Origin of the sequence: Bacillus sp. CCB-MMP212 (assembly GCF_022748145.1) — a bacterium.
GTDB classification, from domain to species: domain Bacteria; phylum Bacillota; class Bacilli; order Bacillales; family Bacillaceae_G; genus Bacillus_A; species Bacillus_A cereus.
On the sequence record NZ_JALDQE010000001.1, the window covers coordinates 223,141 to 248,981 of the forward strand.

The following is a 25,841-nucleotide window of genomic DNA, read 5'->3' on the forward strand; positions in this document are numbered from 1 at the left end:
TGGTTTTATTGGTACCATCTCGTTTTCCATTAAAAACAAGAAAATATTAAAAAAGTATACATTCAAACCCCCGATAACAAAGAGTTTATTCCCATAAAAAATACGCCTGGATATTAAGCTCCAAACGCATCCGGAATATTTGTTAGGATTGCTACTGCATCCATTTCTTGAATTACAGCATCATCATCAAAGTGAATTACATAGAATCGTTTATCTTCCATTACTGCAGCTTTACCTTCTGTAGTTTTACGAATACGTGTATCATATGTATTAACCGCAATAAAGTTTTTAGGATCCGCAAGAAGAATTACATCATCTGCTAAAGATGGCACTGTAACAATTCCATATCCCATTGGTTTATTAACTTGATCTCCTGCTCCTAGTAACGCAGCGTCACCGGCACCTGTAGGACGATTTGTTAAATATTCAATCCATTTTTCTCTACGATTTGGTGACATAATCCAACGTAGATTGCTATTTTTATATTTATTTGGCATTGCACCAGATAACGCAAAGATAGAACCTTTACCAAATCCATTAGCAGTTGCTGCTTCACCTGTACCAGTTACTAATTTTGCATGATCCACAATATGTGATGCTTTTGATTTCTTGATTTTTTTCAGCCATCCATCATTAATATTTAAGAATGGGTCAGAAGAATCCATATCACCATTCCAATGTAAATCTTCAAGGTCAATACCGGTTTGAGTAGACATAAGTTCCATTACTGTATCCTCATAACCTTCACCTTCAATATTTTCACGAAGTAATTCTTCGGTAATTTCCCAAGGTAAACGAATTGGTTTTGTATTATATTCAATTTTTGATGTTTCCACACCAGCACGGTATCCATCATCACTATTTTCCGTTTTCTTACGCAAGATACGTCCACCAATAGCGATTTTATCTAATTCACCTTGTTTAGCTTTACGCGTTGCTTTACGGTGTAATTGCGAGAATGGAGTTGAATCAAATGCCATTCTAAAGAACTCTTTACTTTGTTCCGGTGATAATAATCCCGCATTCATTCCACTTGTTGTCATTGCTGCCTTTTCTACACGCTCTAAACGTCTTAATAACTGTGCGTTAGTCATTGTCATAATAATAAATCCTCCCCTTACAGGTTCAATCCTGCCCATTTAGATTTTTTAATTTGTTGTTGTCCTGGTGTAACTTCTTCATCTGGATCTAAACCTTTACGGATAGAAGCAGCATTTTCGATATTTTCAAGTCGCTTTGTAATTGGTTCTAGTACTTTTTGAATAACTGCTGCAGCTTTTTCTTCCTCTGTTTGCTCTTCTGGCGTCGGTTCTACCTCTTCACCATTCACCTGCTTTTCAATCTTTTCTAACTTAGTAGCTAGTGGTTCTACTGCTTGTTTAACAATCTCTGCAATATCTTCTGCTTTCATTTCATCTTCCTCCTGTGGTGAAGCAGCTTCTTTTATTTCAGTAATTAAAGCTAATGCTTCATCTAATTTTGTATGATTCTTTTGGGATAATACTTTACCCGCTTTTTTAATACTTTCTAAAACAATGCTTTCTGCTTGTACACTGTCTTCTGATTTCGCAATGGTATAACCACCTTTAATAGAAGAAAGTATGTCCTTCATATCATCAAGAGCAGCTACCATACGATCGATATCGGGATTACTTTCCCAAATCTCCCAATAGAACACATCTTCAAACAAATTAAATACAGCTCGTAAATCACGCTTTTGTTTTTCATCAATAAAGCGGTCTTTCACTTCGCCTTTTGTGATTTTGTGAGTTTCACCTTTAACGAAATCTAACATCTTTCGAATAAGGCCTTTATCTTCATGAGTAAAATCATCAGTCTTGGCGATTTCTACTCGTTCACCAAATCCACCCATAGAAAAACCGGTAACTTCACCTTTTTTAATTTCTTCCCAGGTGTCTGCATCATCAACACGAACAGTCATAAGCCATGTTCCTGCTTGTACTTCTTGTTCGCCTACTGTCATATCACTTTTAGCAATCCAGTTTTCAACAACTGTCCCTTTACCAGCGATTTCATCATGTTGCTTGTCAATGTGTTGGTAATTCTCCATAAAGGTATAAGCAGCCTTTTCAATTTCTTCTGCTGTCATTTTATCCCCGTGTGAATCTTCTACATCAGGTTCATATACTACACCTGTAACAAGCTGTTTCTCTTCCTCTGTTTTAAGGATTGGAACTTGCTTTGATATATTTGGTTGTTTAGCAGATTCGCTTTTCATAATGGCGAATTGACGCCCATTAGCGCCCTTTGTAACTAATGAAACATAGCTGATATTGGCGTTTTTTAGTTCGTATCCCATCGTTTTACCTCCTTCCCTATAAATATTGGGGTTCCACTATCAAAACGCATAATAGCCAATTTAAAGCCGCATACGTTTTGACGATGAAACCCCAATCAAATAGGTGTATTTTATTACTCTTCTGAAATCATAGTGCAGCGGCAATGTGGATGAGCTGGCGGGCACATCTTTCCATTACTAAATAGATCATCAATATCTACCGTTTCTCCATGTAAACCACCACATTCTTTACAAACACGCTCATCGTTTCCTGTAAGCCATGTTTTCTTATTTCTATTTGCGCCCTTATAAGCAATTAAATTGCCGTAATTCATGGCATATGTTGTTTCTGTACGTGCAATCATCATTGCTCTGTAGTTACTTGCTTCTGACATCACATCTGCAATAGAAACACTTAATGCATCGACACCCATTCCCTCACTAAGATTCTTTAACATCGTTTCCCTTAATCTATCTTTAGTAGTTTCATGGATTCCCTTTGCCAATTCGAATGCGTAAGCAGCAACCCATTTTGCAGCGACGTCACCAATTGGATCTAGTACCATCCAAGTTAGTCCGTTTGATGCAATGGTACTTTGGACGAATTCAGTTACATCATCCTGTAGTGTGTCCGTGACTTCATCAACAAACATTTGTCGTTCTTCATCCCAATCGACACTATCAAGAAATTCATCAACTTCTGCTTCTGCAATCACAAGATCAATCTCTTCATCTGCTTTATTAATACGAATTACGGGAAGCAGGTTTAAGAGCCGTTTTCCCTGTTCAGAAAAAAATCAGCTACCTTCTTTTGCATAGCTTTCTCTACTTCTTCATGCTTTTCCCTAAATGCATTAATAGCAATTAAGTTATCTTGCTCATTATCTGCAGCTTTTGCAATTGGTTCTATTTGAGAAACGGATGGACCACCTTCAAAGAATGTATCTCCATCTGCTACAGGTTCATAACCTACTACTTTACGAGATTCATTCCGTGTTAATATACGTTTCTCATAACCATCTGCCGCATATTGCATATCAGCTTCACGATCATCTGTATCAATTTCGTTTAATTTGAAATGCCAATCTAATCCACCAAGTATTTCAGCAAATACACGGAACAATTGATAGTTTAATCGATGTTCTAATATTCCTTGTCCAGGCTCAATAATAGAACGCTTGTACATCTCGTTCATTTCTTTAGCGGTTGTTTGTCCTAATGAGCCTGTCATAGCCCAGCCGATACGATAAGGCGGCACACGATGAGCCACACATATCTCCATTGCGCTATCCTGCTTATATAAACGAAAACTGCCTTCTTTTACATCTGGACTAACTTTTTCTAATCTAGCTTTTGCCCCTGGCGGTACGGGGACAACGGCCAATTTATGATGTTCTCCTTTTGTTTCTGCAGAGAAGAATGCTTTTAGTTCATTTTCCGTTCCATCATCTATTTCATCAACGCCCTCAAGAAATAGCAGAGCATCCGGAATTGTCTTTCCTGTAAAGAAGTTAATATTGTAATCTCTTACTGCTTGAGATCCAACTATCGAGCCGATAGAACTAACATAATTAGGTATCCCATAATAAGAAGAACGAGAACCGAATTTACGAATAACAATTACTTCTCCAGCTTTTTCTGTTCCGCTTTCTGCAACATCCTCTGCATTTATCGCCCTGCCATCAGCAAGACAGAAATCATCGGGATAATTGAACTTTTTAAACCATCGTTCTTTGTTATTTACAATTTGAGCAAATCGGACTTTATCCTTATGAGCACGAACCGTATGCGCCGGAATATGGTACAGTTCCGATGGTTCGTTCTTTTGATTCCGAACAACTTCGATAATCCCCCAGCCAACAGTTTCATAATCATCCCATACAGCTCTAAGAATTTCTGAGCTCGTCATTTCTGGATTACAATTCCGCATAAATTCTTTTAACCTTTTATATTGCTCCTGGTTCGCTTCTTTCACTTCTTCAAAAGGAGCAAAGTCGAAACCAACACCTGCAATATCATCGACTTTTGCGCTAATACAAGCAGAATGGATTGGATTACTTTCCTTTATTTCCAACAGCACTGACATATCATAAGGTGGTTTAACCAACCCTTTATCGCCATATATTTGCGCGAATGGATCTACAGTCATTTGCTTACTGTTGTCTTCCCTATTTTTGGGGTCATCTGCTGCTTTATTAATACCAAATACTTTTACATTTTTAATGGTTTTCTTGTTGCTCATATCGTTTGTGTCCTCCTTTCTTCTATTAATAGAGAGCAAAAGAAATAGCCGAACAATAAATGTTCGACTACACTCTTTTAACCTTCCCACCCATAACTACTTTCGGTTTATAGAAGGCTAGAACTATAGCATCTGCTCTATCGGGTGATTGCAATCCGCGTTTCTTCATTTCTTCTTTTCGCTCTAATGCAATCTTACCTCTACTTGTTATTCTGTATTTACGGCTAGAGAATTGAGAAATCATTTTTTCATCATTTGGAATCTCCATTGTAGGTTCTTCACCCTGTATAAATGCTTTCATATTCTCTTCAAGTAAATCTCTTACTACGGCCCAACCTTCTGCACCTGCATTATCATAATGCTCATCATCAAGCGGCTTCCCGTTATTCACAACCGGATATACTTTGAATGGTAATCGTTCAGATTTAATAACTTCTTTCAATCTGTCCGTAACACCACCACCAACACCACTATCATCGACTTTTATATCAACTCTTTTTAACTGCTTGTACTTTGCCATGTATTCCTTAGCTAATTTCAATACATGACCAGCAGTTTCCATAGTATCTTGTTTATAGTGGTTTAATAATTTAAAGACTTTATTTCCTATCCTTGGAGCAATTACAGTTTCATCATCACCAAATCGCGCAACGTCAACACCTAAGTCAAGTGTTTCACCAGTCGGATCTACTTTACAAGATGCTGCTTGCTCTACAATTTCTAACGGGATAAATGCATCTGCTTCTGCTTTAGGAAATTCACCAAGTACACGTACACGCCAAACATCTGAACCCTCACCATATTTCTTTTTCAATACTTCTATATTGTCTTTACTGGTTCGAGGGCTATCTAAGCTAGAGACTTTATGTATTTTATATAAATCTCTGTCACGATTATGAGAATCATAAAATACACCGCTTGTTCTTGTTGGGTTTCCGCATAAAAACAATTTATTTTCTGCGCCAGATAAAGTACCAAGTATAGCTTCCATAATAGGATCTGCTATACCAGAAGCTTCATCACATACAAATAACATATAATCTTCGTGGAAACCCTGCATGTTCTCCGGCTTTGTTGCTGTTCTAGCAGTAGCAAACCAGCGTTCTTCACTACCAATCATGTATACTCGTGTTTTAGTCCATTTAAGAAGATTCTTAACTGCACTTCCTTCTAACCATTTAGCTATTTCGGCCCAAAGTACAGTAAATAACTGTTCCTTTGTAGGAGCTGTACAAATAACTTTTGGATTCGGCCTACAGCAGAGGAACCAGATAACAACAACTGACTCAAGACCTGTTTTACCAACACCTTGGCCAGAACGCACTGAAACCTTTGGACTTTGTGCCAAATCCATAAGAACTTTTCTCTGCCATTCATCCGGATAAAAACCCAGCATATCCTCGGCAAACGCAACCGGATCATCCCAATAAACATCGATAATCTCCATAAATTCACTAAAAGCCGTATTACTCATTAGCTTCAGCTTCCTTTTGTTTTCGTCTGCGCTCTGCTATCTTCATAAGAGACTCTTTCCAGTCTTCTGTATTCTGATTAGTATCACCATCAACTTTAATTGCAGCGATCTCTTTCTTGAGTTTCTCAATGCGTAGTTTTTGTTCTTCTGTATTAGCTAATCTATCGTATTTTTCAATTAGATTTACTAGCGTTGACATTGCTTTCGATTGAGCATTTAAGAAACTAGCTTGCTTATCCCAAGCAAATTGAATTTCCCACTCTTCCTCATAGCCGCTTTCCGTAAGTTTATTTTTCCGCAGTTCTTTGGTCATGTCTTCGTTGTCTTTAACAAACATAATACGTTGAGCATGAATGATTTGAGTGTACTGCAGCATAATACTATCCCAAATGATTGTTAAGGAATCGTTGTTAACTGCTTCTTTTAATTCTTCTTTTAAATCATATATTTCTTGCGGTAAGTACTTTCTATACAAACCATGAGTAGCAGCATTACCATTACGTAGTGGAGCAGCGCCACCGGAATTACCGACAGCATTTTTATTACCCTTGGGTGCTCCACCACGATTGTTTACAGCATTCGTATTACCCTTGGGCGCTCCTGGTTTCTTTTTGGAGTACTCCGTATCTTTCTTTGGAGTACTCCGTTCATTTTTATGGAGTACTCCATTTAATTTGTCTATCCATCCATCTTTGGATTTCCATCCGCCAACCGTTTTTTCACTTACAGTTTTTTCGGATGTAGACAACAATTCGGCAATTTTACGATTCGTAATATCACCATTATGTTCTTTAAATATTTCATACGCTTTGTTACGGTCTGGACTTCGTTGTCTGGCCATAATTACATAACACCTGCCCCCTTATCCAATTGTTTGCACTTCCTTCTCTAAACACTCAATGCATATATGAGCATTATCCGTATTTGCTTCACGGAGATATGTTTTATCAAAATGAGTAATAGTTAATGGCATTTTTAATGTCCACATGCACGGTTCATTACAAACAGAGCATGTAGGAACGTTTATAGTTTCTTCTTCCATTTACACCACCTCACGCTAATTGCTTTGTATTTTATTGTTAATCTATTAATTTAAATGTAGTATTATAAGTAACTCATAATAAAAGGAGCTGATACATATGTGGAAAAAAATCAATAATTACAAATATCATTTAAAAGATTTGAAATTTATGATTTGGCTATTCCCCATAATCGGGCTAATATACGCTTATGATTTCTTCTGCGGGCTAATGTTCCATCAAGAATTTCATTGGACTAAATTAGTATTTATAGCAATTATGCTTATAGGATTTTTAGATATAAAAAAGAAAATTAGAAACAATGATTATAGAACCGATTGAATTAACCAGCGATTTTGAATTCATTTTCGAATCTTCCTTATATAAATCATTGTCAGGAGAATCTGCAGGTTTGCAGGTTCTTTTTTAAAAATAAAAAAGCAGCGGATTCGCTACTTTAGTTGTTTCTTATTTATAAACTGAAATCTTCTAGTGATTTATCAATCTCATCTTGTTGGATTCCTATATAACGTAATGTAATCGATGGAGCAGAATGATTAAATATTGTTTGTAGCATTACTACATCTTTTGTCTTCTGATAATAATGATATCCAAAAGTTTTTCTAAGAGTGTGCGTTCCAATTTCATCAAGCCCTACTTTTTCAGCAGCAGCGTTCATAATTCGATAAGCTTGGATTCTCGTGATCGGTTTCCCTGTCTTTTTAGAAGCAAATAAGCAATCTGTTTCATTCATTCCACTTACATACTCATTTATTTTTTCTCTTAACGCTGTATTGATAATGAAACGTTTCTCTTTTCCAGTCTTCTGTTCTTTAATCACAATGTGAGTTCTTTCTTTCACATCATTTACATGTAACTTTAATAAGTCACTAATTCTTAGACCTGTATTGATTCCCATTTCAAATAAAAACAAATCACGATAAGATTGGCGACGTAAAACCTCTTTCACTTCTTCTAATTTTTTCTTATCTCGAATTGGTTGCACAAACTTCATTCCTTACCCCTCCATACGTTATGTTACATTAGATGTATCTTTATTATACAATATGTTACATAAAATATGGTAGTTATTTTTACAAATGGATAAAAACGTTGATATAACAGCGTTTTTATCCTTGAATCTAATGTAACAAAATATATGATGTGTTACATTAAGTGGTTTTTTAACCCTATTTACAATATTTGGTTTGTGTTAAGTTTGTTTTGTGTGTAAATGGCCAACCTTTTTTAGTTCTTACAGTAGCTGGTATCGAAATTGCTAGATTAGAGATTTCTCTTCAAGTAGCATTAGCTCTAAGAGTACTTGGAATACCGATTTCTGATTAATTAGCATATCAAAAAAGCACCTGAATAGATGCTGTGATATCAATTATTTATATTTCAATTACGGTAAATGAAGTTTTATCCTTCTTCCAATCACCAAATATTGCTGCATCAATTTGTTTGTACTTTATTAAGTAACTGGAAGAAGAGCACAAGCTCTCCTTAATAACGGTATCATTCAACCACTACCATCTGCTGGTTTCGGATTTTATGTGCCGTCATTACGAACCGTTTAGAATTTTAAAAACAACATAGTGAGTTGTGTTTTCCGCCACTTCCCACAATACAAATATAACACGTTAATTCCAAAATAACCGACACATTTCCTGCCAAAAAGCGGTCACGACTCTGCCAACGTTTTCATAGCTCAAATTTTTCCACTGCATCTGTTAATTCCACTGGTACACCGAATATACTTTTTTTCATTTCTGTCATTTTCTTTTTAATAATTCAATTTGTTAGCACTGTAAGTACATCCCAAATGTACTTATCTATATCACATTGTAAGTTCGTATATTTCTCTAATGATATTCCCCTAATCTATAGTGGTTTCTTACCCTTAAATTTTAAAAAATATTCTACACCAATAAGGGATTCAACAATTCCGTTAATAATAGTAACTCTTTACTCATATATAAATAATAGGGGCTGTAGCAATGAAATTGTTTAAGTACTAAGGGCATAAATTACTAATCTTTACATCTCTGATGTCCACTAGTATTACTTAGAGAATATTTTAAAACTGAAATTTATTCCTGAGATATGATTAAAAAATCCGTACGATTTGAGTTATTTCCATTATGTTGATATCTGGTTTAATTACGTAATTTGGTACCGCTGCTAAATAAGATTCATAATTAACTTTTTTATAGGGAGTGGAATATATGGGGCCAACACAGTTAACAGGACGAGTAATCTTCAAAGGAGATCCAGGTTATTTAGAAGCAGTTAAAAATTGGAATCCTTATGTTGATGTCTTTCCTCTCGTCTTTGTTTTTGCACAAGATTCAGGCGATGTAAGTATTGCTATTAAATGGGCTCGTGAGAATAAAGTTCCCTTACGTGTCAGAAGTGGTCGACATGCTCTAGATAAGAACCTTTCAGTAGTAAATGGAGGACTTGTTATTGATGTGAGTGACATGAATAAAGTTTCTTTAGATAAAAAAAATGCGATTGCAACCGTTCAAACAGGAATTCACGTTGGCCCATTAGTAAAAGGATTAGCTCGTGAAGGTTTTATGGCCCCTTTTGGAGATAGCCCAACGGTTGGAATCGGAGGAATTACGATGGGTGGTGGATTTGGAGTAGTTTCACGATCGATTGGTCTTATAAGTGATAACCTTCTTGCATTGGAAATGATAGATGCGAAAGGCCAAATTCTTCAAGCGGATCATTGTAACAACGAAGATTTACTATGGGCTTCTAGAGGTGGTGGAGGTGGCAATTTTGGATATAATACTGCATACACTTTTAAAGTTCGTCGTGCCCCTAAAACAGCAACCGTCTTCAATATCATTTGGCCGTGGGAACAATTTGAATCGGTGTTTAGAGCATGGCAAGAATGGGCGCCGTTTGTAGATTCACGATTAGGATGCTTACTCGAGATTTATAGTAAAGTAAATGGATTATGTCATGCTGAAGGTATTTTCTTAGGTTCAAAAGATGAAGCAATCGAATTATTAGAACCTTTAACTAGTATTGGAACCCCAACACAAATAGTTATAGAAAATTTACCTTATCCGGATGCTATAGACTTTTTAGACCCAGATGAACCAATACCTGGTAGATCTGATCAAAGTGTTAAATTTTCATCAGCTTGGGCAGTTGAGCTTTGGCCTGAAGAACCTATTTCAATTATGAGACAATTTTTAGAAGAGGCTACTGGGACAGAAGCCAATTTCTTTTTTATAAATTGGGGTGGTGCTATAAGTAAAGCACCTAGCAGTAAAACCGCTTTCTTTTGGCGAAGTCCATTGTTTTATACGGAATGGACTGCTAGTTGGACAAATAAATCAGAAGAGGCTTCAAATCTGGCATCAGTTGAAAGGGTACGCCAGCGGATACGACCATATGTAACAGGTTCTTATGTAAATGTTCCTGATCAAAATATTGAAGATTTCGGAAAAGCATATTATGGATCAAACTTTGAAAAACTTCGAAAAGTAAAAGCGAAGTATGACCCTGAAAACTTATTTTGTTTCCCTCAAAGCATACCACCATCTTCATCTTGTTAAATAGTTTATTTGTTTTACAAAATTAAATCCCTAGATTTTGAAATGCACCTCAATCGTTGATACCTCTAACAATTGAGGTGCATTTTTCACATAAGAAAGTATAGTCATTTTTTGAACAATAAATTTGCCACGAATAAAAGGAACCATAACTTTGCCAAAGTGGCAAGGTTATGGCCCAAATCACATATATTTATGTATATACATCATTCGATACCTTGATACTACCACTTACCCATATCTTATATTTTGTGTAACTAAGTCAAATGCTATAGCCCTTGATATTCATAGCTTCATAGCCCTTCCACTTTTGAGTTACACAATACAATAATAATGAGTAATTATAAATTAATATCCCTTTCATTCCTCTTGTCTACTACTTTAAATCTCATTAGCAACTAAAAAAGAACACCTTAAATGGGTGTCCTTTTTATAAATGCAAACCTTCATAATCATCATAAACAAACAATAGACAATGATAGTAATTATACTCTCCAAACTTTTCTGTACGGAATTATAATCCTCTTATATTATCCTATAAGAAATCACCTTTTTATTCCTTGTTTTAACTAACGCATAAATATATTAGTAAAAATTAATCTACAAATAAACAATGCAGCCTTTTTCTTCTAACTCCCCTAGCCAGCCAGGTATTCTTAACTCATGATTCCATCTTAAATCTAAACGCTCTAATCCTTCTATTTCCAATAATGAATCCGGTAATTCTTTCAGTTTATTACTTCTTAAATCTAATTCTAATAAATTCGCTAGTTCTCCTATTCCATTTGGAAACGTAGTCAATTGATTATTCCTCAAGTTCAAACGTCGTAATTTCTTACATTTGTTAAGTTCATTAGGGACTTGTTTTAAATTATTATCTTCCAAATCCAAAACTCTTAATAATGCTAACTCTCCAAACACTTCAGGTAAAGCACTAAATTGATTATTTTTCAGGTGAAGTTCTCTAATATTAGTTAACATACTAAAGCTCTCAGGTATCTTTTGAAGTTGGTTATTCATTATTCGTAACTCTATCAGGTTAGTTAATCCACCAATTTCTTTTGGTAATTCCGTCAATTTATTATCACTCAGATTTAAATATTTTAATTTTTTAAGAGTCTTAATTTCTGGTGGAACTGTTTCAAGTTTATTATTGTGAAGATATAAATAATCTTCTAGATTTACAAGGTGTTCTATTTCTGATGGAATCGTTTCAATCTGATTATGTCCTAAGTCCACCATTCTAAGTTCTTTTAAATTTTTTATACTACCAGGAATCTCCCTAATCCCATTAGCAGAAATATTTAACACCTCTAGACTCTTCATTTCATAGATCTCTGTTGGGATTTTTGTGAAATTATTATCGAATAGATTTATATTTGTAATTTCATTTAGAGATATGTTTAGGCAAGGTAAGGCAGTTAATTCAGCATGTGGTAAGTTGATTTTCATTTTATTCTCCTCCTATTTATACGACGAACTATCAGGCTAGCCTTAATTAGGTCATTATTAAATATATCTTACCTACATCAAAAACACATTAATTTAATCTTATTTTTTAGAAAGAACCTCTTCAATATAGCAAATTTCACAATGATAGATATTACATTTTTTGAAATCTCAACACCACTCAATTACTATTTAAATAGTAATTAGATTTTAAACCTAGTCATTGCTTTATCCATTGCATCTTGATTTACGCCAATATATCTTAAAGTTACTCGTTCACTTGAATGATTGAATATCTCCATTAACAAAGCTATATTCTTAGTCTGCATGTACATATGATATCCGAATGTCTTACGTAGTGTATGTGTTCCAATCTCATCTAAACCAAACTCAGCTGCTGTACTGCTAAGTATTTTATACGCCATACTTCTTCCTATTGGTCGATTCTTTCCTTGCCTGCTCTTAATTAGATACTCATGGTCTTTCATATTTTCAATGTACCACTTTAATTCTCTTCTTAATGCTGCAGTAATCTGAATACGTTTCTGCTTACCTGTCTTCATTTCACGCATAGAAATGTGGCTTCCCTTTAAATCTCCAATCTTCAGTTTCAAAATATCACTAATACGTAACCCAGTATTGATTCCTATTACAAACAAAATATAATTACGTTGGCTCTTTCCCCTCAAATACTCTTTAATTTGTTGGATTTGCTCCGGATCACGTATCGGTTGAACAAAATTCATTATTCATTACCTCCCGTTTCTTCTGTCTCGTAAACTTCTAATCCAAGTGCAAAAGCAAGTTTATAAAACGCTTTAGACTTCCAACGTCGATAAGTACGCTCTGACATTCCAATTTCGTTATAAACCATGTAATCACATACGTCCTCTTCTTCTAAATAACGTTTATAAATAATATCTCTTTGAATGCTTCCTGCACGTCCGTTTCCTAATCGATTTAGAAACTGATCAATACGTACTGACATTCTTTCAAGCCACTCTTCTCGTTTGCTTTGTTGAATATTTGCTATAGCAACATCTTCTAATGGTTTTCCAACTGTATGTGTAGGACCATGCTCACGTACTTCATAAGAAGGAGTGACCTTCATTTCTTTACGCATCATCCCGAATTGTCTATGTATACGTACACTTTCCAACAAACCTTCTAATTCCTCTTGTGTTGCTGCTCTATCGATTTTTGGTAAGAAAGATAATTGTTTAGTCATGTAAGACCACTCCTTTTTATTTTTTATTACTTTTGTCTTAACGCTCCACGTCTACGTTCATAGCAAGGTCTACGTATCCCCATTAAATCTTCAATTTCACGAGTACTAAATTTCTCTTTTCGTTTTTTCTTCTTTTTCTTCTTTGTTTTATTTGATTGCTTTTTCCATTCACGTAATTGATCTCTTAACCCCTTCATTTCTCCACCTCCCTTTTCAAAATAAAAAGGACACCTATTCCTAAAACAGCTTTAATGGCTGCTTTAATGAATTGGTGTCCTCTAGTTTTCTAGCCGGACTGTATTCTGTTTTCAAGCCCATTTCTCTCTCCCCATGAATAAAACTCAACATTCTGTTTATTTAAAACTACATCTAGAGACACATCCCTGTTTAGAGCGGCTAGCTTTTGTTAGCTGCTCTTTTATTTATGACAAAATGAAACTTTTTAACAGAATTACTTTCGTATAACATTTCCAATCTTGCTTACACTATAACTGTAACTTTAAGTTACGCAACTATTACTTGTAGGGCCTAATTTTCTTTTGTGTAACAAAGTGGTTAGCTCATAAAGTTAACCACTTTGTTACGTTAAATATTTTTTATTTCTCAATACTTAATATCTGGAATTAAGTCTCATTTGTTGGTACTATACTGTTGACATTGATTTTCCTCATATGCAATTTTTGTAAAGGGCCTGTTCTTTCACATCAGGCCCTTTTTCAATTTTACCTTCACTACAAAAGGGTTACTTTATTTAAATTTAAAGAACATCTAATACACAAATAAGAATTATACTTATTTACTAGTATACAAGCCCTAACTTTTAAAAGAAGCAACACATAGAATACAATACAGGACAAGACTTTCAAAAAAACTTGTCTAAGTCAATTCTTAAAAAGGGGTGAACATAAGTGCCTATCGTTAAACCTTTTATAGCTGGAAGACGATTTGTAAGTACAGCAGGAACAGGAACTGTCGCTGGAGCAGATTTAACTTTTGATAATACAAACTTCACTGATGACACTGGTGCTGTAACAACATTCCCTGCTTCCTATGCTTTTTTAACGCTTTATATTAATGGAGTTATTCAAACAAGTGATACTATTACTGGCGTGACTACTACAACTGCTACTATTGTAGGAGGCGCGGTCCTAGATCCAGGTACTCCTATCGCAATTGAATTTACTATAACGTAACTTTAGTTGTCTTTTTAAAAGTTTTAGACAAGAGTGCCTGTGTCAGGGCACTCTTTTTTATTCATCTGAATAATCCTCATAATCCTGTACATACTACCTATTAGCTGCTTTCTTAACAGTGTTTGCAGCCCGGAACCTTTTGTTAAAAGAGCAGTTAGCTTTTGCTAGCTGCTCTTTTATATTGAATTGATAATAAAATTTTGTTCTGATTTCTGCTTCGCCTCATATATTTCTCTATACCAAGTTCACAATTTTTTCTAATCATTAGAGCACTATATGAGAGTGTTCTTTTTTATGATCCCTGCACCAAATAGGTTTTTAGTCATACATTATCGAGAGCACCTCACAAGTCATCGCTTTACAATATATCTTGATCAAAAAGCGTCGTTACATGATGCTCTTTGATTTGTGACAAAATAAAATTTTTATATACATAAATACCTGACTAAATACCTAAAATAATTAAAAATTTAAGTGGTATTCAATGAAAACAGTACTCACGACCCTTAAATATTTATTAATTACACTTGGAATTATTTGCTTAGTTATTCTAGGTTACATATGGTATTTTCCACATTGATTCAAATAGCGTTTTTCTTCAAATTACTAGTCATACAATTAGACATATTTACCAGTATTTTTGCCAATAAATTCATGATATGGTTAATTAGTCGAGTACGTCATAACTTGACATTTACCCTTTGAAACCTCGTGAATAAACGGGGTTTCTTTTATTCAAATCAAAATTCCCTTAAAGTTTTTTCACCTTTTAATCATACAAGCATATATTATTGTATGGGCCACTCCAGTCCATACGTTCAAACCTTTTAGTCTAGGAGCACACTTATATGTGTGCTCTTTTTTATTTACTTTCAAATAAGGATTTTCTTAAATTTTTTATACCTATATTTACTCCTTTATTTTTTTATTACTGCCCATTTCCTCTTAGTCTGCATTCCCATAAATAGACAACAGCATAGGATAAAAAGTAAATGATAAAATTATGAAAGGAGCTTGGATATGCAACATATTTCACGTTATTATTATCAATCTCAAAGCCCGATGGATAGCATCTGGAATAACAATAATTGGATTTACGCTTGGAATCCTTATTATTACAGTTACAACAATAATGCTTGGAACCACAACCGGAATCCTTATTGTGAAAATGTTAGATTAACAGATTATGGAACTAAACCATTTGTATTAAATATTAACCAAGCCACTAAACAAAACAATACTTACCGCACCGCTATCTGGACAGGAAAAAACTTACAAGTAACTTTAATGAGTATTGATGTTGGAGATGACATAGGTTTAGAAGTACACCCTACAACTGATCAATTCATACGTATTGAAGAGGGCCAAGGACTCGTTCAAATGGGTGATAACAAAGATAGATTAGATTTTCAAGAAATGGCCTATGATGACTATGCAATTATGATACCTGCTGGAAAATGGCATAATGTAATTAATACAGGGAATAAACCACTAAAAATTTACGCTATATACGCACCTCCAGAGCATCCCTATGGTACAGTTCATGAAACAAAAGCGATTGCCATGTCTACTGAATCAAGTCGGTATTACTAATTAGCAATTATCATAGTCTTAAAACGAAGTTATTGCTCAAATACTTCTAAATCCCAAAAAATTCAAAATAACGCTTTGTCATAGAGTCCCTTAAAAAGCACTCTTTAATTTATAAATAAAGATCTTATTGAATTCCGTCAGCATTAGGTAAAAGTCACATATATTATTTATGGATTGTTATTCATAATTTTGGGCGGAGCACCCTGGTCAGGTGCTCTTTTTTTATACCCATTTAGTAAAATTGTTATTACAAATGAATGTCTACTTAACAAAATCTTTCTATAAATTGTATACAGTTCCATAAGGAATTGTTGAAAAATATATATCCTCTCCTGAAACCGCTATAGGATGGGAATATCCGCTAGATATATAGTATGGTTGCATATCCAGATAAATAGGCGGCTACATACTCTCATACATTTGTTGTTGCATTTGCAACGCTTGATGAACAGCTTGAACTGTACTATGTGCGGCACTATGTGTTATAGCATGTGCTCCAACTGCACCATGAGAATGTACTCTAATTTGGTTACTTATATTTGAATAAAGCATTATCATTCAGCTCACTTTCATATGAATCGCTACAAAACATATTATGAAGATAAATTTTATAGTGTTAAATAAGAATTTAATTTACTAATTCGCTATCAAGTATGGATTTTGTTTAATTACTATTAACATTTTTGATTCCCTTGAATACATTAATATCACAAGAAGTTCTATATGGTGCTCTGGTCCAGTTACCTTGAGTTTCTTGCAGACCTTGTGTGAAGAATCCGTTTATAACAAACGGGTTCTTTTATTTTGGTTTATAGTGCGTGATAGGTAAGGCTTTGATATCATCTCCACCTTTTCCCCCACCTAACACCGTACGTGTCAGTTTCCCAACATACGGCGCCCCATCTTCTCCTTTTAAGCTAAAGCAACTAGATTACAAGCAATCTTGTACTCACCAACGTATTCATTCCCTTTTCTTACGAAAAGTCACATTATCTTACTCGATCCTGTGAGTTACATCCAGTTGATTTAGTTTTCAAAGAACAAGACTAGGGACTATCCCTCCACATTCGTTACATGCTTCGTCGGTACTGTATCCCCACCTTCACAAGAATGAAGCAATTTCGGTTCGTTAGAACCTTATATGCATCTGTCCGCTAGTAGGCGTTGGTGACAGTTTCTTGCTTACCACGTTCCGATTGACTTAGCTATGCATATATCCTTAGGTGCTTACTTTAAGCCTGTTATCTTTACATCCTCATCGTTAGATGTTCCGAATTTCATATCATTTACTCTTACTTTTCGGTAGATAACGTCGTCATTAACGACATACACATTTCTAATGTATTAATAGTTTAGACCCGTACATTCGCAAGTTCGTCAGTCCGTTTGGACATTCTCACCATAGATATTTTGTAGCATCCCGACCTATCCATTACCATATGATTTCTCACTTAGGTTTTGTTCAGCCGACTTCACCTAGCTTCATACAATTTATGACTACTATCACGCCTTGCATGTAGGAGTATCAGACAAGTAGTTTCAGCTCAACCTGACGGCTTTCATTCCTACTTTCAGTCAATCCGTTGTTGCCATCAAAATTAATAACCCTCCCATTTCGTGTTTACACACTTATAGGGAAACGTGTCGCGCAAATAACTATTTTGTACTAATTGACTCCCAATCAAATGTTTCTAATATATTCAACAATCGTTCCACTTTTGACGCTCGCCATGCTGTCATAGTGTATGTATGAGCTTTTGAAGTGTAGTGATAATTATTTAATTCAAGATGACATTTCGCTTCTTCTTTTGTTAGAAACATAGTGTTGGGTACAATAAATTCTTCCTCCTTAACAAAAACTGCATCAAAGAAACCATTATCGTTTAAATTACTTTCTACATACTCCCATAACTCATCGAAGTTTTCGCTTTCATCATTGATAAGCGACACTAATGTTTTGTCTTCCTCAATTTCTTCTCCATAAATATCTTCCAAGAACTCTTTCAAATCACTAAAATTATAAAATTTAACACGATCACCATCGTTATAGATACGCTCCTCATGCCCACTGTCATATTTATCGTTTCCTAGAACAAATCGATAATCCCTGATTACCCAAAAACGTGGTGATGCGTTCCCGTCAGTTTCTTGTGTTTTTAACTCCTGCTGCAGATCCTTTAAAAATTGAATATCTTTGTTCATTTCCCATTCCCTTTTTTGAATAATCTTTTTTCCCATTACACATACTACCTACAAGCCGGCTCCCTCGGCTGCACTCTTTCAAAACGGAGCTTGTTCCTCCGGACTGTTTTGGATCACGGCAGGTAACTTAGTCAATTACCTGCCATTCCGATTAAAATAACGCTTTTATAAAGTAATTGATAGCCCTGCAAGCCTTTTATCATATATATAGAATTTTCTCCATACCGTATACAAAGATGAGATTTCTAGAATATGATGGGAGGTAACATATGACTAACTCTAATATTTACGACTTCATCATGAAATACGCCCGAGGACCCCATTTTCATCAAGAATTCCCCATAATATTATTTTGGAGTCAAAAAAGCGGATGTACATCACTTGCTCATTGGTTTTTTTATCAAATCAACTTGTTTAAGGAAGCCATTAAATATAACCCATTCATCCATAATTATGAGTTCGACATTTACAAAAATTCAGTTTACTACTTTACTGGGCTTGCTAATGCATTATCTACAAATGAAAAGCCGACATATAAACTTGTAAGAAACCCCTATAAAAGAGCAGTAAGTTCATTTCTCTCACTAATCGCTCCACCAAATATTGAACATCCCGAATGGCAACCAATTAGACAGTTTTTATATCATGATAAAAACTGCAATAAAAAAATCTCCTTTAAACTTTTTTTATATTACTTAAAAGCACATATGAATAATTTAGATGATGTGAACCCCCACTATGTGCAACAATATATCCAAGATGAAGAAAAGTTTGTTACAAGCTATATTCCCCTTGAAAATTTCTCTTCTGAAATCTCAAATTTAGAGAATATATTTGACTTAAAGAAGTCCCCATTAGATATATTAACTAAGTCATGGCATCATCAAAGTGGGATCACCATTTTTAAAGGTAACTATGCAGATGCTGATATTACTGATCCGCTATTCCCACGACTCCCAACATATGAAAGTTTTTATGACTCCGAAACCATTCAATTAGTTGAATATATTTTCAAAAAGGATTTCACTGTATACAAATACTCCCTAACTCCCCTCTAAAATATAGGTATTTTTATAATCATAGGTTCATAATTATTACAGAGAAACTTAAGCCACCTACTTAAGTTTCCTCATAATACTCCTGCGAATTAAAGTTGGGCACTATTCTAATAGTGCTCTTTTTCTACAAAATTCAAATTTGATTAAAGTAACTGTGTTTTTCGTTCTTCCATACGAATAACTTTTCCACTTTGATATACAAATGATTGTTCACCAAATCCACCTTGGGGTGGTTCTATTAGTTGGACCTGACCATTTTTAACAACATATATTCCGTTTGTTTTCAAATCTATTTCAGCTATCATTTCTACAAGATTTTCTTTAATAATTCCCATTAAGACCACTCCCGTATGTTATGATTATTTTGTCGAAGTAAGTCGGGAGCAATCTCGACTTTTTTATTTTGTTATAGATATTCCACAACATTATCAGGAATAAATGATTGTTCTAATGATAAATAAAGTCGTATTGAAATCGGTTCTTTATTATCTCTCGCAGACTTGCAAAGCTCCTCCGCTTCTTCCCACTCGAACTGCTTATCTTCCACCCGCTTAAATCTCCAAATTCCAATTGTATATTCCTCAAATAATTCATACTGATCATCTGGCGCTGTTGTTGGTTTTAATTCATCAGTAGCTCTTACTTGTTTCGGTACTTGAACAACTACATCCGTAAAACGAACTTTAGAATTTAATCGATGAATGTGTGCTTTCTCAGTATCGAATGCTACTACAGGCTCAACATCAAATATTGTTAACTGCTTTGGCATTACAATCCTCCTAAGCCTCTTTTTTATATTTAGCTAATACTTGTTCTAAACGTTTACGTTCACCCTCTAAATCCATTTCATCGTGCTTTACAGACTGAGATTGCACTTCTGTATCTTGTGTATGTAACCAATCAGGGACGATTTCTTTTCTGGTATTACTTCTTCCACCACGAGACTGGTATTTCTTACGGAATTGAGCTTGTGCAGCTTCAACGTCAGTAATACTCTTATATCCTTTAGCATGCCAATCTCTTAAAATACCTTGTACATAAGACATATTAGGTGCATTCTTTTCTAAAGCTATTTTCATTGCTTTGATAACAAGCTGTGCATTCAAATCTTCAATCCACGCATTAATCCCTTCAGCCACAAATGGTTTAAGAACTCCAAAGTTTTGCTCATAAAATGCTATTGGATTTTCTTCTGCAACTTTTTTATCTCTTGAGCAGCTTGCTGCTTCTTCTTTTGTTTTTGTTTCTTCTTTTTCTTTTGTTTCTGTTTTTGTTTCTTCTTTTTCCTTCATAGGGTCTTCGAAGCCCCTTATAAGCCACTCAAAACGTGCTTGGAAGTATTCCTTAATACGAGGAATTTTAAAATCTTGCTGCTTTTCTAAATCTAAACATGTCTCATAAAAATCAATTAAAAAATCTTCACACTTAATATTCTGGATTTCTTTTAACACACACTTTTCAATATTCAAATTTGTAATAGCATTGAATTTAAGCCAATTGAGCAACATAATTTCTTTCGTCTTTTTGTTGTAATGAATTTTCCCGTAATCAGCAAACCGCTCTAGCAGCTTCTCAACCGTCTCACGGTTATACCCTGTATCCATTTCTATCACTCGTAATGGAAGCTCATAGATACCACTCTGAGAAGTTTTGCTATTAGTCATTAAGTATAAGTAGAAGTATTTCTCCTCCGGTGTAAGATCTAAAACGAAAGCATCTTGCCAATATGAAACTTGAACAGGTCTATAAACTGCCATATTATTCATCCTCCATTGTTTTACTTGATTTGCTTTGATATACTTAATCCAATTCAATTTTTAGAAAGACTCTCTATAAGAGTCTAAAATCTATCACTCTGCCAAGTGATAGATTTTTTATTTTCTTCGACTAACTACTGATGCATTGATCCCCTGCCCTTGAAGGCTTTTAACAACTACACGATAACTCTTTGATACATCATGATCCTCTTTTTCATTACGAAGGCTCTTGAATTCTTTTGCGCATCTATTTAATTCCTTCTCCCAATGATTTGCTTCATCTAATGAACCAGCATTGAACATGTTATGAATACATGTCACCATACAGTTATGTAATTCATTTGCAAAAGCAAAATCACCTGGTAGAACTAAGTCGAACAGACGATTACATTCTACTTTCATAATTTGCTCCCCATTTTTAATAATTTGATACTGTACGCATCGTTATGACCAGAATGTAATGTATATTAAGCGGTTAGAGTTAACAAATCTTTCTGGTCATAACGACAAGTACAATGGCTTGTCGAATTAAATTGTTATATGCTATAATTCATCTATTGTCATGATTGGCTATCGCAGGCTACGCGGTGGCCTTTCCTTTTTTCTTTTTGTTTTTCAAAACAAATGCTGCTTCTATAATTCGAATTCTTATCTCCATTAATTTCTTCTCTTGTTTTAAATCCCTAGCTTTCATATAGTCCCCACAAACTGCTGCAATTCGAATATCGCCATATAAATTTGCTTCCTTACGAATTAGAGCTTTATATTGACTTAAAGTTGGACTTGCATAATCAATCGTCATAACTTAAACCTCCCCAATAAAATAATTAAATTAAGCTTTTATATACTTCCTAGCTCGTAATGATACTTTCCAGTACTTAAAGACTTCTTTCATTGAAATACCATATTGATCACATAGGATCGCTACGAGGCTCATCATTGAACCTGTAGCATCCAAGATCTCATGCATTACCTTTTTCAAATCCTCTTTCTCACTTTCGGACCAAGTTTGTGAAGGTTTAAACCAACATACTGTATCGAGTTGTTCCAAAGCTTCATTTGTCTCTTGATAAACCATGTATCTCATACTTGTAGGATGAAGATCTATTTGCTCTCCATTAAAGAACGGGATACTTACATATCCTGCTGCTTCACTCCACATTTTAAAAAACAACTGTGGATCATCAATTCCTTCAGTAATGCATTTTCGTAAATCTTCTGGTAATCGTCGCTGTTCAGTTTCATATTTTGCTAGTGACTCACGACTCACGGGAATTTCTAAGGAGAGTTGTTCTTGGGTGATTCCCTTTCGTTTTCGTGCCATAGCAACTTCTTTTCCTATGGACATCGTTTACTTCCCCCATTCGTACCTAAAGCAATATTTATTTGTGACAACTTACTATGGTAATTTGTTATTAGACGGATTCTTTAAATGGATTGTAATACTCAGTATTGTTTTCTACCCATTCAGTGTGATTCTCCATCCACTTAAAAAGAAGGTGTGTAGGAATAAGAACTCCTGCTTCGCGACATACTGGAAAATCAGACCGGTTTAATAACTCAGATGCTTTTGTACGTTTAATATGTAACAGCTCCATTAATTCTGTAATTGTTAAAAATGGTGGTAATTCTTTCATTGGTTGAAGATGTTCAGTTGCTTTTAGTACTTCTTCTCTGATTATTTGACGAAATGAATCGATATCAAAGCTAATCATATTTATCACCCCTTCACTCCGATATGTTCCTTTAAGGAACATTGTTTTTCAAAAAAAATGGTCCAATCGAAATTCAAACTTCTCCCTAATTTTTTAGCAATTATAACTGAGGGTGTTTTAGTCCCATTTTCGATATGTGTGTAATAACTTCTAGACATATTACACTGATTTGCAACCTCTTCATGAGTATAACCTTTTACACATCTATAATCTTTTAGCCATTTCCTCATATCAATACTCCTCTCTATTCCTAATTAATTTCTTAATTTAATTATATGTTTCCCAAAGGAACAAGTCAATAATTAATGTTCCTTTAAAGAACTTAAATAACAAGTTACTATTAGTAACATGAAAATTGGTTTATAATTAGAGTAACTATTTTAACTCGATGGTGGTGATTATTTTGAAGACTTTTGGAGAGCAATTGAAATGTTTACGGGAAGAAAAAAAGAAGAAAGACTCTACTTGGACACAAACATATGTAGCTAATAAGTTAGGCGTTGCCCGTACTACATATACTGCATATGAAAATAACACAAAACAACCGCCTATGGAAACTATTTTAAAAATAGCAGATCTTTTTAACGTTACAACTGATTTTTTACTAGGTAGGGAGTCCATTTCTAATCGAATAGAAACATCTATGTTAAATATAACAACACACGATCCAGAACTAGGACTCTGGTTTAAAGATATTAAAGACGCATCCCCTGAGAAACGTGAAGAATTAAAACGTTTTTGGGAATTTATAATGCAGAATGAAAAGGTTAGACAAAATGAAGATAAATAAAATAAACAATATATAACACAACAATTACACTTGCTGTGTTATATATTGTTCCATCAATAGATTATTTTTACTAAATAAACATGGTGAATATTTCACCTTTGTACCTTTGATTAGTAAAATGAAAATTTTAGAGATGAAGATATTTGAATTAAATAAGGAAATTTTTTAGTTATCATTCTATAGCAGGATGTGAAATCTTAGATATGTACAACATCTTCTGAATATAAAAAAGCCCTAAAAAGAGCTTTAAGTAGTATTTAATATTTAAAACCAAAGAAACGATTTTCATCTTTATCCTTCTTTAAATCTGCTATTACTAAACCATTTGCTTTAAAATATTCTAATGCCTCATCAGTTAAATCTTTTCTATTTAGAGTTACTATATATTGTCCCCTTTTAAACTTACTTAAAGTTTCATGTATAAACTTTAGCATTTTATACGCTGCATGATTATCGGTAGCCGAGAAAGAACCATCATGAACTAAAAATTCGATTGGTAATTCATTCCTAACCCTATATATTAACCAAGTTAGATCTATAGCTCTGATTTTCGAGTTATGACGTCCATATGAATCTTCTTCCGGAATAAAACAATCTATCTTTATTCGACCAGGTGAACCCTTCGTACTATTGTCAAATGAAAACGTTAAATATCCTGAATTATCATCATAAGTTTTATTTATAATTTCTGAAAAGATATTATTTAATTGACTTACCTGCTCATTAAATGATTTAAATTTGTTATGTAATTTAACAATCTCTCTAGACCGTTCTAACTTCTCTTCTTGGATTTGCACATTTAATTCATTTACCTTTTCAAGACCTTTAATTCTAACATTTATTTCTGCTAATTCTGTTTGAAGTAAATTTAACCTTCTTTGTATATGAGTAACATCATTTATAAAATTAGTTTCTTTTAAAACACTCGTACACTCAGCCAATCTCTCTTCAATTTCAGTATTTTTCTTAGATAATTTCTGTAATTCTAATTTTGCTGTTTTAATCTGTTCTGTAAAGAAATTTCCTCTATCGTCTTTCATAAGGCGATAAAACTCTTGTATATCTTGGTAATTTTTCTTTATATCTCTAGGGAAATATATGTTAATTTGTTTATAGAATTCCTCTAACTCATCCAACTTTTCTAACTCAGTTCCCTTTGTTTCTAAATTCTTTATGTTTTTTTCGTACTGCTTAATATTAAATCTTATTTTGAAAATTTCACTTTGTAATTTACTCTGTTGAATTTTCAACTTTGAGTATTGGTCAGCCTGACTAGAAGTAAATTCCCCTAAGTTAATTTTTGAGATTTGATTTTCTAATTGTTGCACTTCTTTTAAAATTTCTTGTTTTTTAATCTCTAATTTCCCAGATGATTGATTATACGAAGAAATAAATTTTTTTTCCTTTTCTAATTCTTCAATTGTTTTGGTTATCTTTTGAATCGATTCCTCAAAATTACTAGGTAAGTTAAAAAGTGAAATGTAAGTCTTATACTGTTGTAGTCTATTATAACTAGTATTGACTATTGAGCTAAATCCTTTTTTCTCATCTCTAATTATATAATCTCTTAAAGCAGCAAAGGTTACATTAGATTCATTACTATGATTTAAAATGTCATTTATACTTTCTCTATAATTTTTGTTTTTTAATCTCATCCAGCGACCGTCTAAATCATAATCAAATTCTTGATTTTGAAGTATATATCCATGCTTCTGATCCGTAAATAATCTAGCTAAATATATATTCGAGTTATTTATTTCTATTTCTAGACAAGTTAATATACTATTCTCTAATAAGACTCTTGGGATGTTTTCTTTTGAAAAATCTCTGCCAAGTAAAAAATGCATCTGTTTCACAAACGATGATTTTCCCACCCCATTCGTATCATCATCATCACTACGCTTATCTCCTAAAATAACATTTAGGCCATATTTTTTAAATTCGTATGTTTTAATTACTGTTTTATCATCCATATTATGGATACTTAATTTTTTTAATATCATTCCTAAAACACCTTCTTTATAATATGGTTAGAAATTTCGATTTTCTCCATACTGTATAAAAATATTAAACTAGAAAAAAGAAGATTTTCAATATTGGCACTAAATTCTTTTTTCTGTACCTCATAATATATCATAAATAACTCATCTATATGCATTGGTTTCTCTAAGCATTGAAATAATACCTTAGATGTATAGAGAATATTTTCTTCAACTGTTTTATGTTTAGTCATTAAGAAATAATTCA

Annotated in this window: 29 protein-coding genes and 1 pseudogene; 7 read left to right on the top strand and 23 right to left on the bottom strand. The window is 33.9% G+C overall.

Going from position 1 to position 25,841, the window contains the following annotated elements; all coding sequences use genetic code 11:
* Nucleotides 1–113 precede the first annotated feature (113 nt).
* From MRP26_RS01070 to MRP26_RS01100, 7 genes are all read right to left on the bottom strand, one after another.
* The gene (locus MRP26_RS01070; protein ID WP_242805852.1) at nucleotides 114–1,100 is read right to left on the bottom strand and encodes a phage major capsid protein; all 987 of its coding nucleotides are present in this window, start codon (nucleotides 1,098–1,100) and stop codon (nucleotides 114–116) included.
* Nucleotides 1,101–1,117: 17 nt separating this feature from the next.
* Nucleotides 1,118–2,320: an XkdF-like putative serine protease domain-containing protein gene (locus MRP26_RS01075; RefSeq protein WP_242805853.1), complete on the bottom strand. Its 1,203-nt coding sequence runs from the start codon at nucleotides 2,318–2,320 to the stop codon at nucleotides 1,118–1,120.
* 113 nt (nucleotides 2,321–2,433) lie between these two features.
* Nucleotides 2,434–2,952, bottom strand: coding sequence for a phage head morphogenesis protein (locus MRP26_RS01080; RefSeq protein WP_078186933.1), 519 nt, complete (start codon nucleotides 2,950–2,952; stop codon nucleotides 2,434–2,436).
* Between the two features lie 113 nt (nucleotides 2,953–3,065).
* The gene (locus MRP26_RS01085; protein ID WP_242805854.1) at nucleotides 3,066–4,541 is read right to left on the bottom strand and encodes a phage portal protein; all 1,476 of its coding nucleotides are present in this window, start codon (nucleotides 4,539–4,541) and stop codon (nucleotides 3,066–3,068) included.
* Nucleotides 4,542–4,608: 67 nt separating this feature from the next.
* Nucleotides 4,609–6,015 (bottom strand): DEAD/DEAH box helicase family protein, encoded by a 1,407-nt coding sequence (locus MRP26_RS01090; RefSeq protein ID WP_151522112.1) that lies wholly within the window; start codon nucleotides 6,013–6,015, stop codon nucleotides 4,609–4,611.
* Nucleotides 6,008–6,856 (bottom strand): phage terminase small subunit, encoded by an 849-nt coding sequence (gene terS / locus MRP26_RS01095; protein WP_242805855.1) that lies wholly within the window; start codon nucleotides 6,854–6,856, stop codon nucleotides 6,008–6,010. Before terS ends, MRP26_RS01090 begins: the two co-directional genes overlap by 8 nt.
* A 21-nt stretch (nucleotides 6,857–6,877) precedes the next feature.
* Nucleotides 6,878–7,057, bottom strand: coding sequence for a hypothetical protein (locus MRP26_RS01100; RefSeq protein ID WP_000390790.1), 180 nt, complete (start codon nucleotides 7,055–7,057; stop codon nucleotides 6,878–6,880).
* A 97-nt stretch (nucleotides 7,058–7,154) separates the two neighbouring features.
* On the opposite strand from MRP26_RS01100, the gene MRP26_RS01105 reads away from it, so the two are divergent.
* Complete coding sequence (locus MRP26_RS01105; protein WP_242805856.1) at nucleotides 7,155–7,376, top strand: hypothetical protein; 222 nt, start codon at nucleotides 7,155–7,157, stop codon at nucleotides 7,374–7,376.
* A gap of 130 nt (nucleotides 7,377–7,506) precedes the next feature.
* Here the strand turns inward: MRP26_RS01105 and MRP26_RS01110 are convergent, their stop codons facing one another.
* Nucleotides 7,507–8,049, bottom strand: coding sequence for a site-specific integrase (locus tag MRP26_RS01110; protein WP_078186931.1), 543 nt, complete (start codon nucleotides 8,047–8,049; stop codon nucleotides 7,507–7,509).
* 188 nt (nucleotides 8,050–8,237) lie between these two features.
* On the opposite strand from MRP26_RS01110, the gene MRP26_RS01115 reads away from it, so the two are divergent.
* Both MRP26_RS01115 and MRP26_RS01120 read left to right on the top strand, forming a co-directional pair.
* Nucleotides 8,238–8,381, top strand: a complete 144-nt coding sequence (locus tag MRP26_RS01115; protein ID WP_242805857.1) for a DUF3956 family protein — start codon at nucleotides 8,238–8,240, stop codon at nucleotides 8,379–8,381.
* Nucleotides 8,382–9,262: 881 nt separating this feature from the next.
* Nucleotides 9,263–10,612, top strand: coding sequence for an FAD-binding oxidoreductase (locus MRP26_RS01120; protein ID WP_242805859.1), 1,350 nt, complete (start codon nucleotides 9,263–9,265; stop codon nucleotides 10,610–10,612).
* A gap of 597 nt (nucleotides 10,613–11,209) precedes the next feature.
* Here the strand turns inward: MRP26_RS01120 and MRP26_RS01125 are convergent.
* The 4 genes from MRP26_RS01125 to MRP26_RS01140 form a co-directional block, all read right to left on the bottom strand.
* Entirely contained in the window at nucleotides 11,210–12,061 is an 852-nt protein-coding gene (locus MRP26_RS01125; protein ID WP_242805860.1) for a leucine-rich repeat domain-containing protein, read from the bottom strand.
* Between the two features lie 200 nt (nucleotides 12,062–12,261).
* Nucleotides 12,262–12,804 carry a site-specific integrase gene (locus tag MRP26_RS01130; protein WP_078187386.1) on the bottom strand — a complete coding sequence of 181 codons (543 nt, stop codon included), beginning with the start codon at nucleotides 12,802–12,804 and terminating at the stop codon, nucleotides 12,262–12,264.
* Nucleotides 12,804–13,286, bottom strand: a complete 483-nt coding sequence (locus MRP26_RS01135; protein ID WP_242805861.1) for an ArpU family phage packaging/lysis transcriptional regulator — start codon at nucleotides 13,284–13,286, stop codon at nucleotides 12,804–12,806. The genes MRP26_RS01130 and MRP26_RS01135 overlap by 1 nt, the downstream gene beginning before the upstream one ends.
* 26 nt (nucleotides 13,287–13,312) lie before the next feature.
* Entirely contained in the window at nucleotides 13,313–13,483 is a 171-nt protein-coding gene (locus MRP26_RS01140) for a hypothetical protein (RefSeq protein ID WP_242805862.1), read from the bottom strand.
* A gap of 711 nt (nucleotides 13,484–14,194) precedes the next feature.
* On the opposite strand from MRP26_RS01140, the gene MRP26_RS01145 reads away from it, so the two are divergent.
* Nucleotides 14,195–14,479 carry a DUF4183 domain-containing protein gene (locus MRP26_RS01145; RefSeq protein ID WP_098285033.1) on the top strand — a complete coding sequence of 95 codons (285 nt, stop codon included), beginning with the start codon at nucleotides 14,195–14,197 and terminating at the stop codon, nucleotides 14,477–14,479.
* Between the two features lie 1,020 nt (nucleotides 14,480–15,499).
* The gene (locus MRP26_RS01150) at nucleotides 15,500–16,072 is read left to right on the top strand and encodes a cupin domain-containing protein (RefSeq protein WP_242805863.1); all 573 of its coding nucleotides are present in this window, start codon (nucleotides 15,500–15,502) and stop codon (nucleotides 16,070–16,072) included.
* Between the two features lie 279 nt (nucleotides 16,073–16,351).
* On the opposite strand, the pseudogene MRP26_RS01155 reads toward MRP26_RS01150, so the two are convergent.
* Together MRP26_RS01155 and MRP26_RS01160 are read right to left on the bottom strand one after the other, a co-directional pair.
* Nucleotides 16,352–16,624 (bottom strand): annotated as a pseudogene (locus MRP26_RS01155) (DUF3947 family protein).
* A gap of 1,104 nt (nucleotides 16,625–17,728) precedes the next feature.
* On the bottom strand, nucleotides 17,729–18,274 hold the full coding sequence (locus MRP26_RS01160; protein ID WP_242806010.1) for a hypothetical protein: 546 nt from the start codon (nucleotides 18,272–18,274) through the stop codon (nucleotides 17,729–17,731).
* Nucleotides 18,275–18,543: 269 nt separating this feature from the next.
* Between MRP26_RS01160 and MRP26_RS01165 the strand changes: the two genes are divergently transcribed.
* Nucleotides 18,544–19,332, top strand: coding sequence for a sulfotransferase family 2 domain-containing protein (locus MRP26_RS01165; RefSeq protein ID WP_242805864.1), 789 nt, complete (start codon nucleotides 18,544–18,546; stop codon nucleotides 19,330–19,332).
* Between the two features lie 143 nt (nucleotides 19,333–19,475).
* On the opposite strand, the gene MRP26_RS01170 is transcribed toward MRP26_RS01165, so the two are convergent.
* The 8 genes from MRP26_RS01170 to MRP26_RS01205 form a co-directional block, all read right to left on the bottom strand.
* Nucleotides 19,476–19,667: a DUF3954 domain-containing protein gene (locus MRP26_RS01170; protein ID WP_242805865.1), complete on the bottom strand. Its 192-nt coding sequence runs from the start codon at nucleotides 19,665–19,667 to the stop codon at nucleotides 19,476–19,478.
* A 71-nt stretch (nucleotides 19,668–19,738) separates the two neighbouring features.
* Entirely contained in the window at nucleotides 19,739–20,101 is a 363-nt protein-coding gene (locus MRP26_RS01175) for a cell division protein SepF (protein WP_098285038.1), read from the bottom strand.
* A 10-nt stretch (nucleotides 20,102–20,111) separates the two neighbouring features.
* Entirely contained in the window at nucleotides 20,112–21,089 is a 978-nt protein-coding gene (locus MRP26_RS01180) for a DnaD domain-containing protein (protein WP_242805866.1), read from the bottom strand.
* A gap of 117 nt (nucleotides 21,090–21,206) precedes the next feature.
* Nucleotides 21,207–21,491, bottom strand: coding sequence for a hypothetical protein (locus MRP26_RS01185; protein ID WP_000861869.1), 285 nt, complete (start codon nucleotides 21,489–21,491; stop codon nucleotides 21,207–21,209).
* A gap of 178 nt (nucleotides 21,492–21,669) precedes the next feature.
* Nucleotides 21,670–21,891 carry an RNA polymerase subunit sigma gene (locus MRP26_RS01190; RefSeq protein ID WP_078187396.1) on the bottom strand — a complete coding sequence of 74 codons (222 nt, stop codon included), beginning with the start codon at nucleotides 21,889–21,891 and terminating at the stop codon, nucleotides 21,670–21,672.
* 30 nt (nucleotides 21,892–21,921) lie between these two features.
* Entirely contained in the window at nucleotides 21,922–22,437 is a 516-nt protein-coding gene (locus MRP26_RS01195; RefSeq protein ID WP_078187397.1) for a helix-turn-helix domain-containing protein, read from the bottom strand.
* 67 nt (nucleotides 22,438–22,504) lie between these two features.
* The gene (locus MRP26_RS01200) at nucleotides 22,505–22,804 is read right to left on the bottom strand and encodes a MerR family transcriptional regulator (RefSeq protein WP_242805867.1); all 300 of its coding nucleotides are present in this window, start codon (nucleotides 22,802–22,804) and stop codon (nucleotides 22,505–22,507) included.
* Between the two features lie 5 nt (nucleotides 22,805–22,809).
* Nucleotides 22,810–23,034 (bottom strand): helix-turn-helix transcriptional regulator, encoded by a 225-nt coding sequence (locus tag MRP26_RS01205; protein WP_242805868.1) that lies wholly within the window; start codon nucleotides 23,032–23,034, stop codon nucleotides 22,810–22,812.
* A 173-nt stretch (nucleotides 23,035–23,207) separates the two neighbouring features.
* On the opposite strand from MRP26_RS01205, the gene MRP26_RS01210 reads away from it, so the two are divergent.
* A complete protein-coding gene (locus MRP26_RS01210; RefSeq protein ID WP_242805869.1) occupies nucleotides 23,208–23,594 on the top strand; it encodes a helix-turn-helix domain-containing protein in 387 nt (128 codons plus the stop codon).
* A 257-nt stretch (nucleotides 23,595–23,851) separates the two neighbouring features.
* Here the strand turns inward: MRP26_RS01210 and MRP26_RS01215 are convergent, their stop codons facing one another.
* A complete protein-coding gene (locus MRP26_RS01215) occupies nucleotides 23,852–25,597 on the bottom strand; it encodes a DUF2326 domain-containing protein (protein WP_088345946.1) in 1,746 nt (581 codons plus the stop codon).
* Nucleotides 25,598–25,841 lie beyond the last annotated feature (244 nt).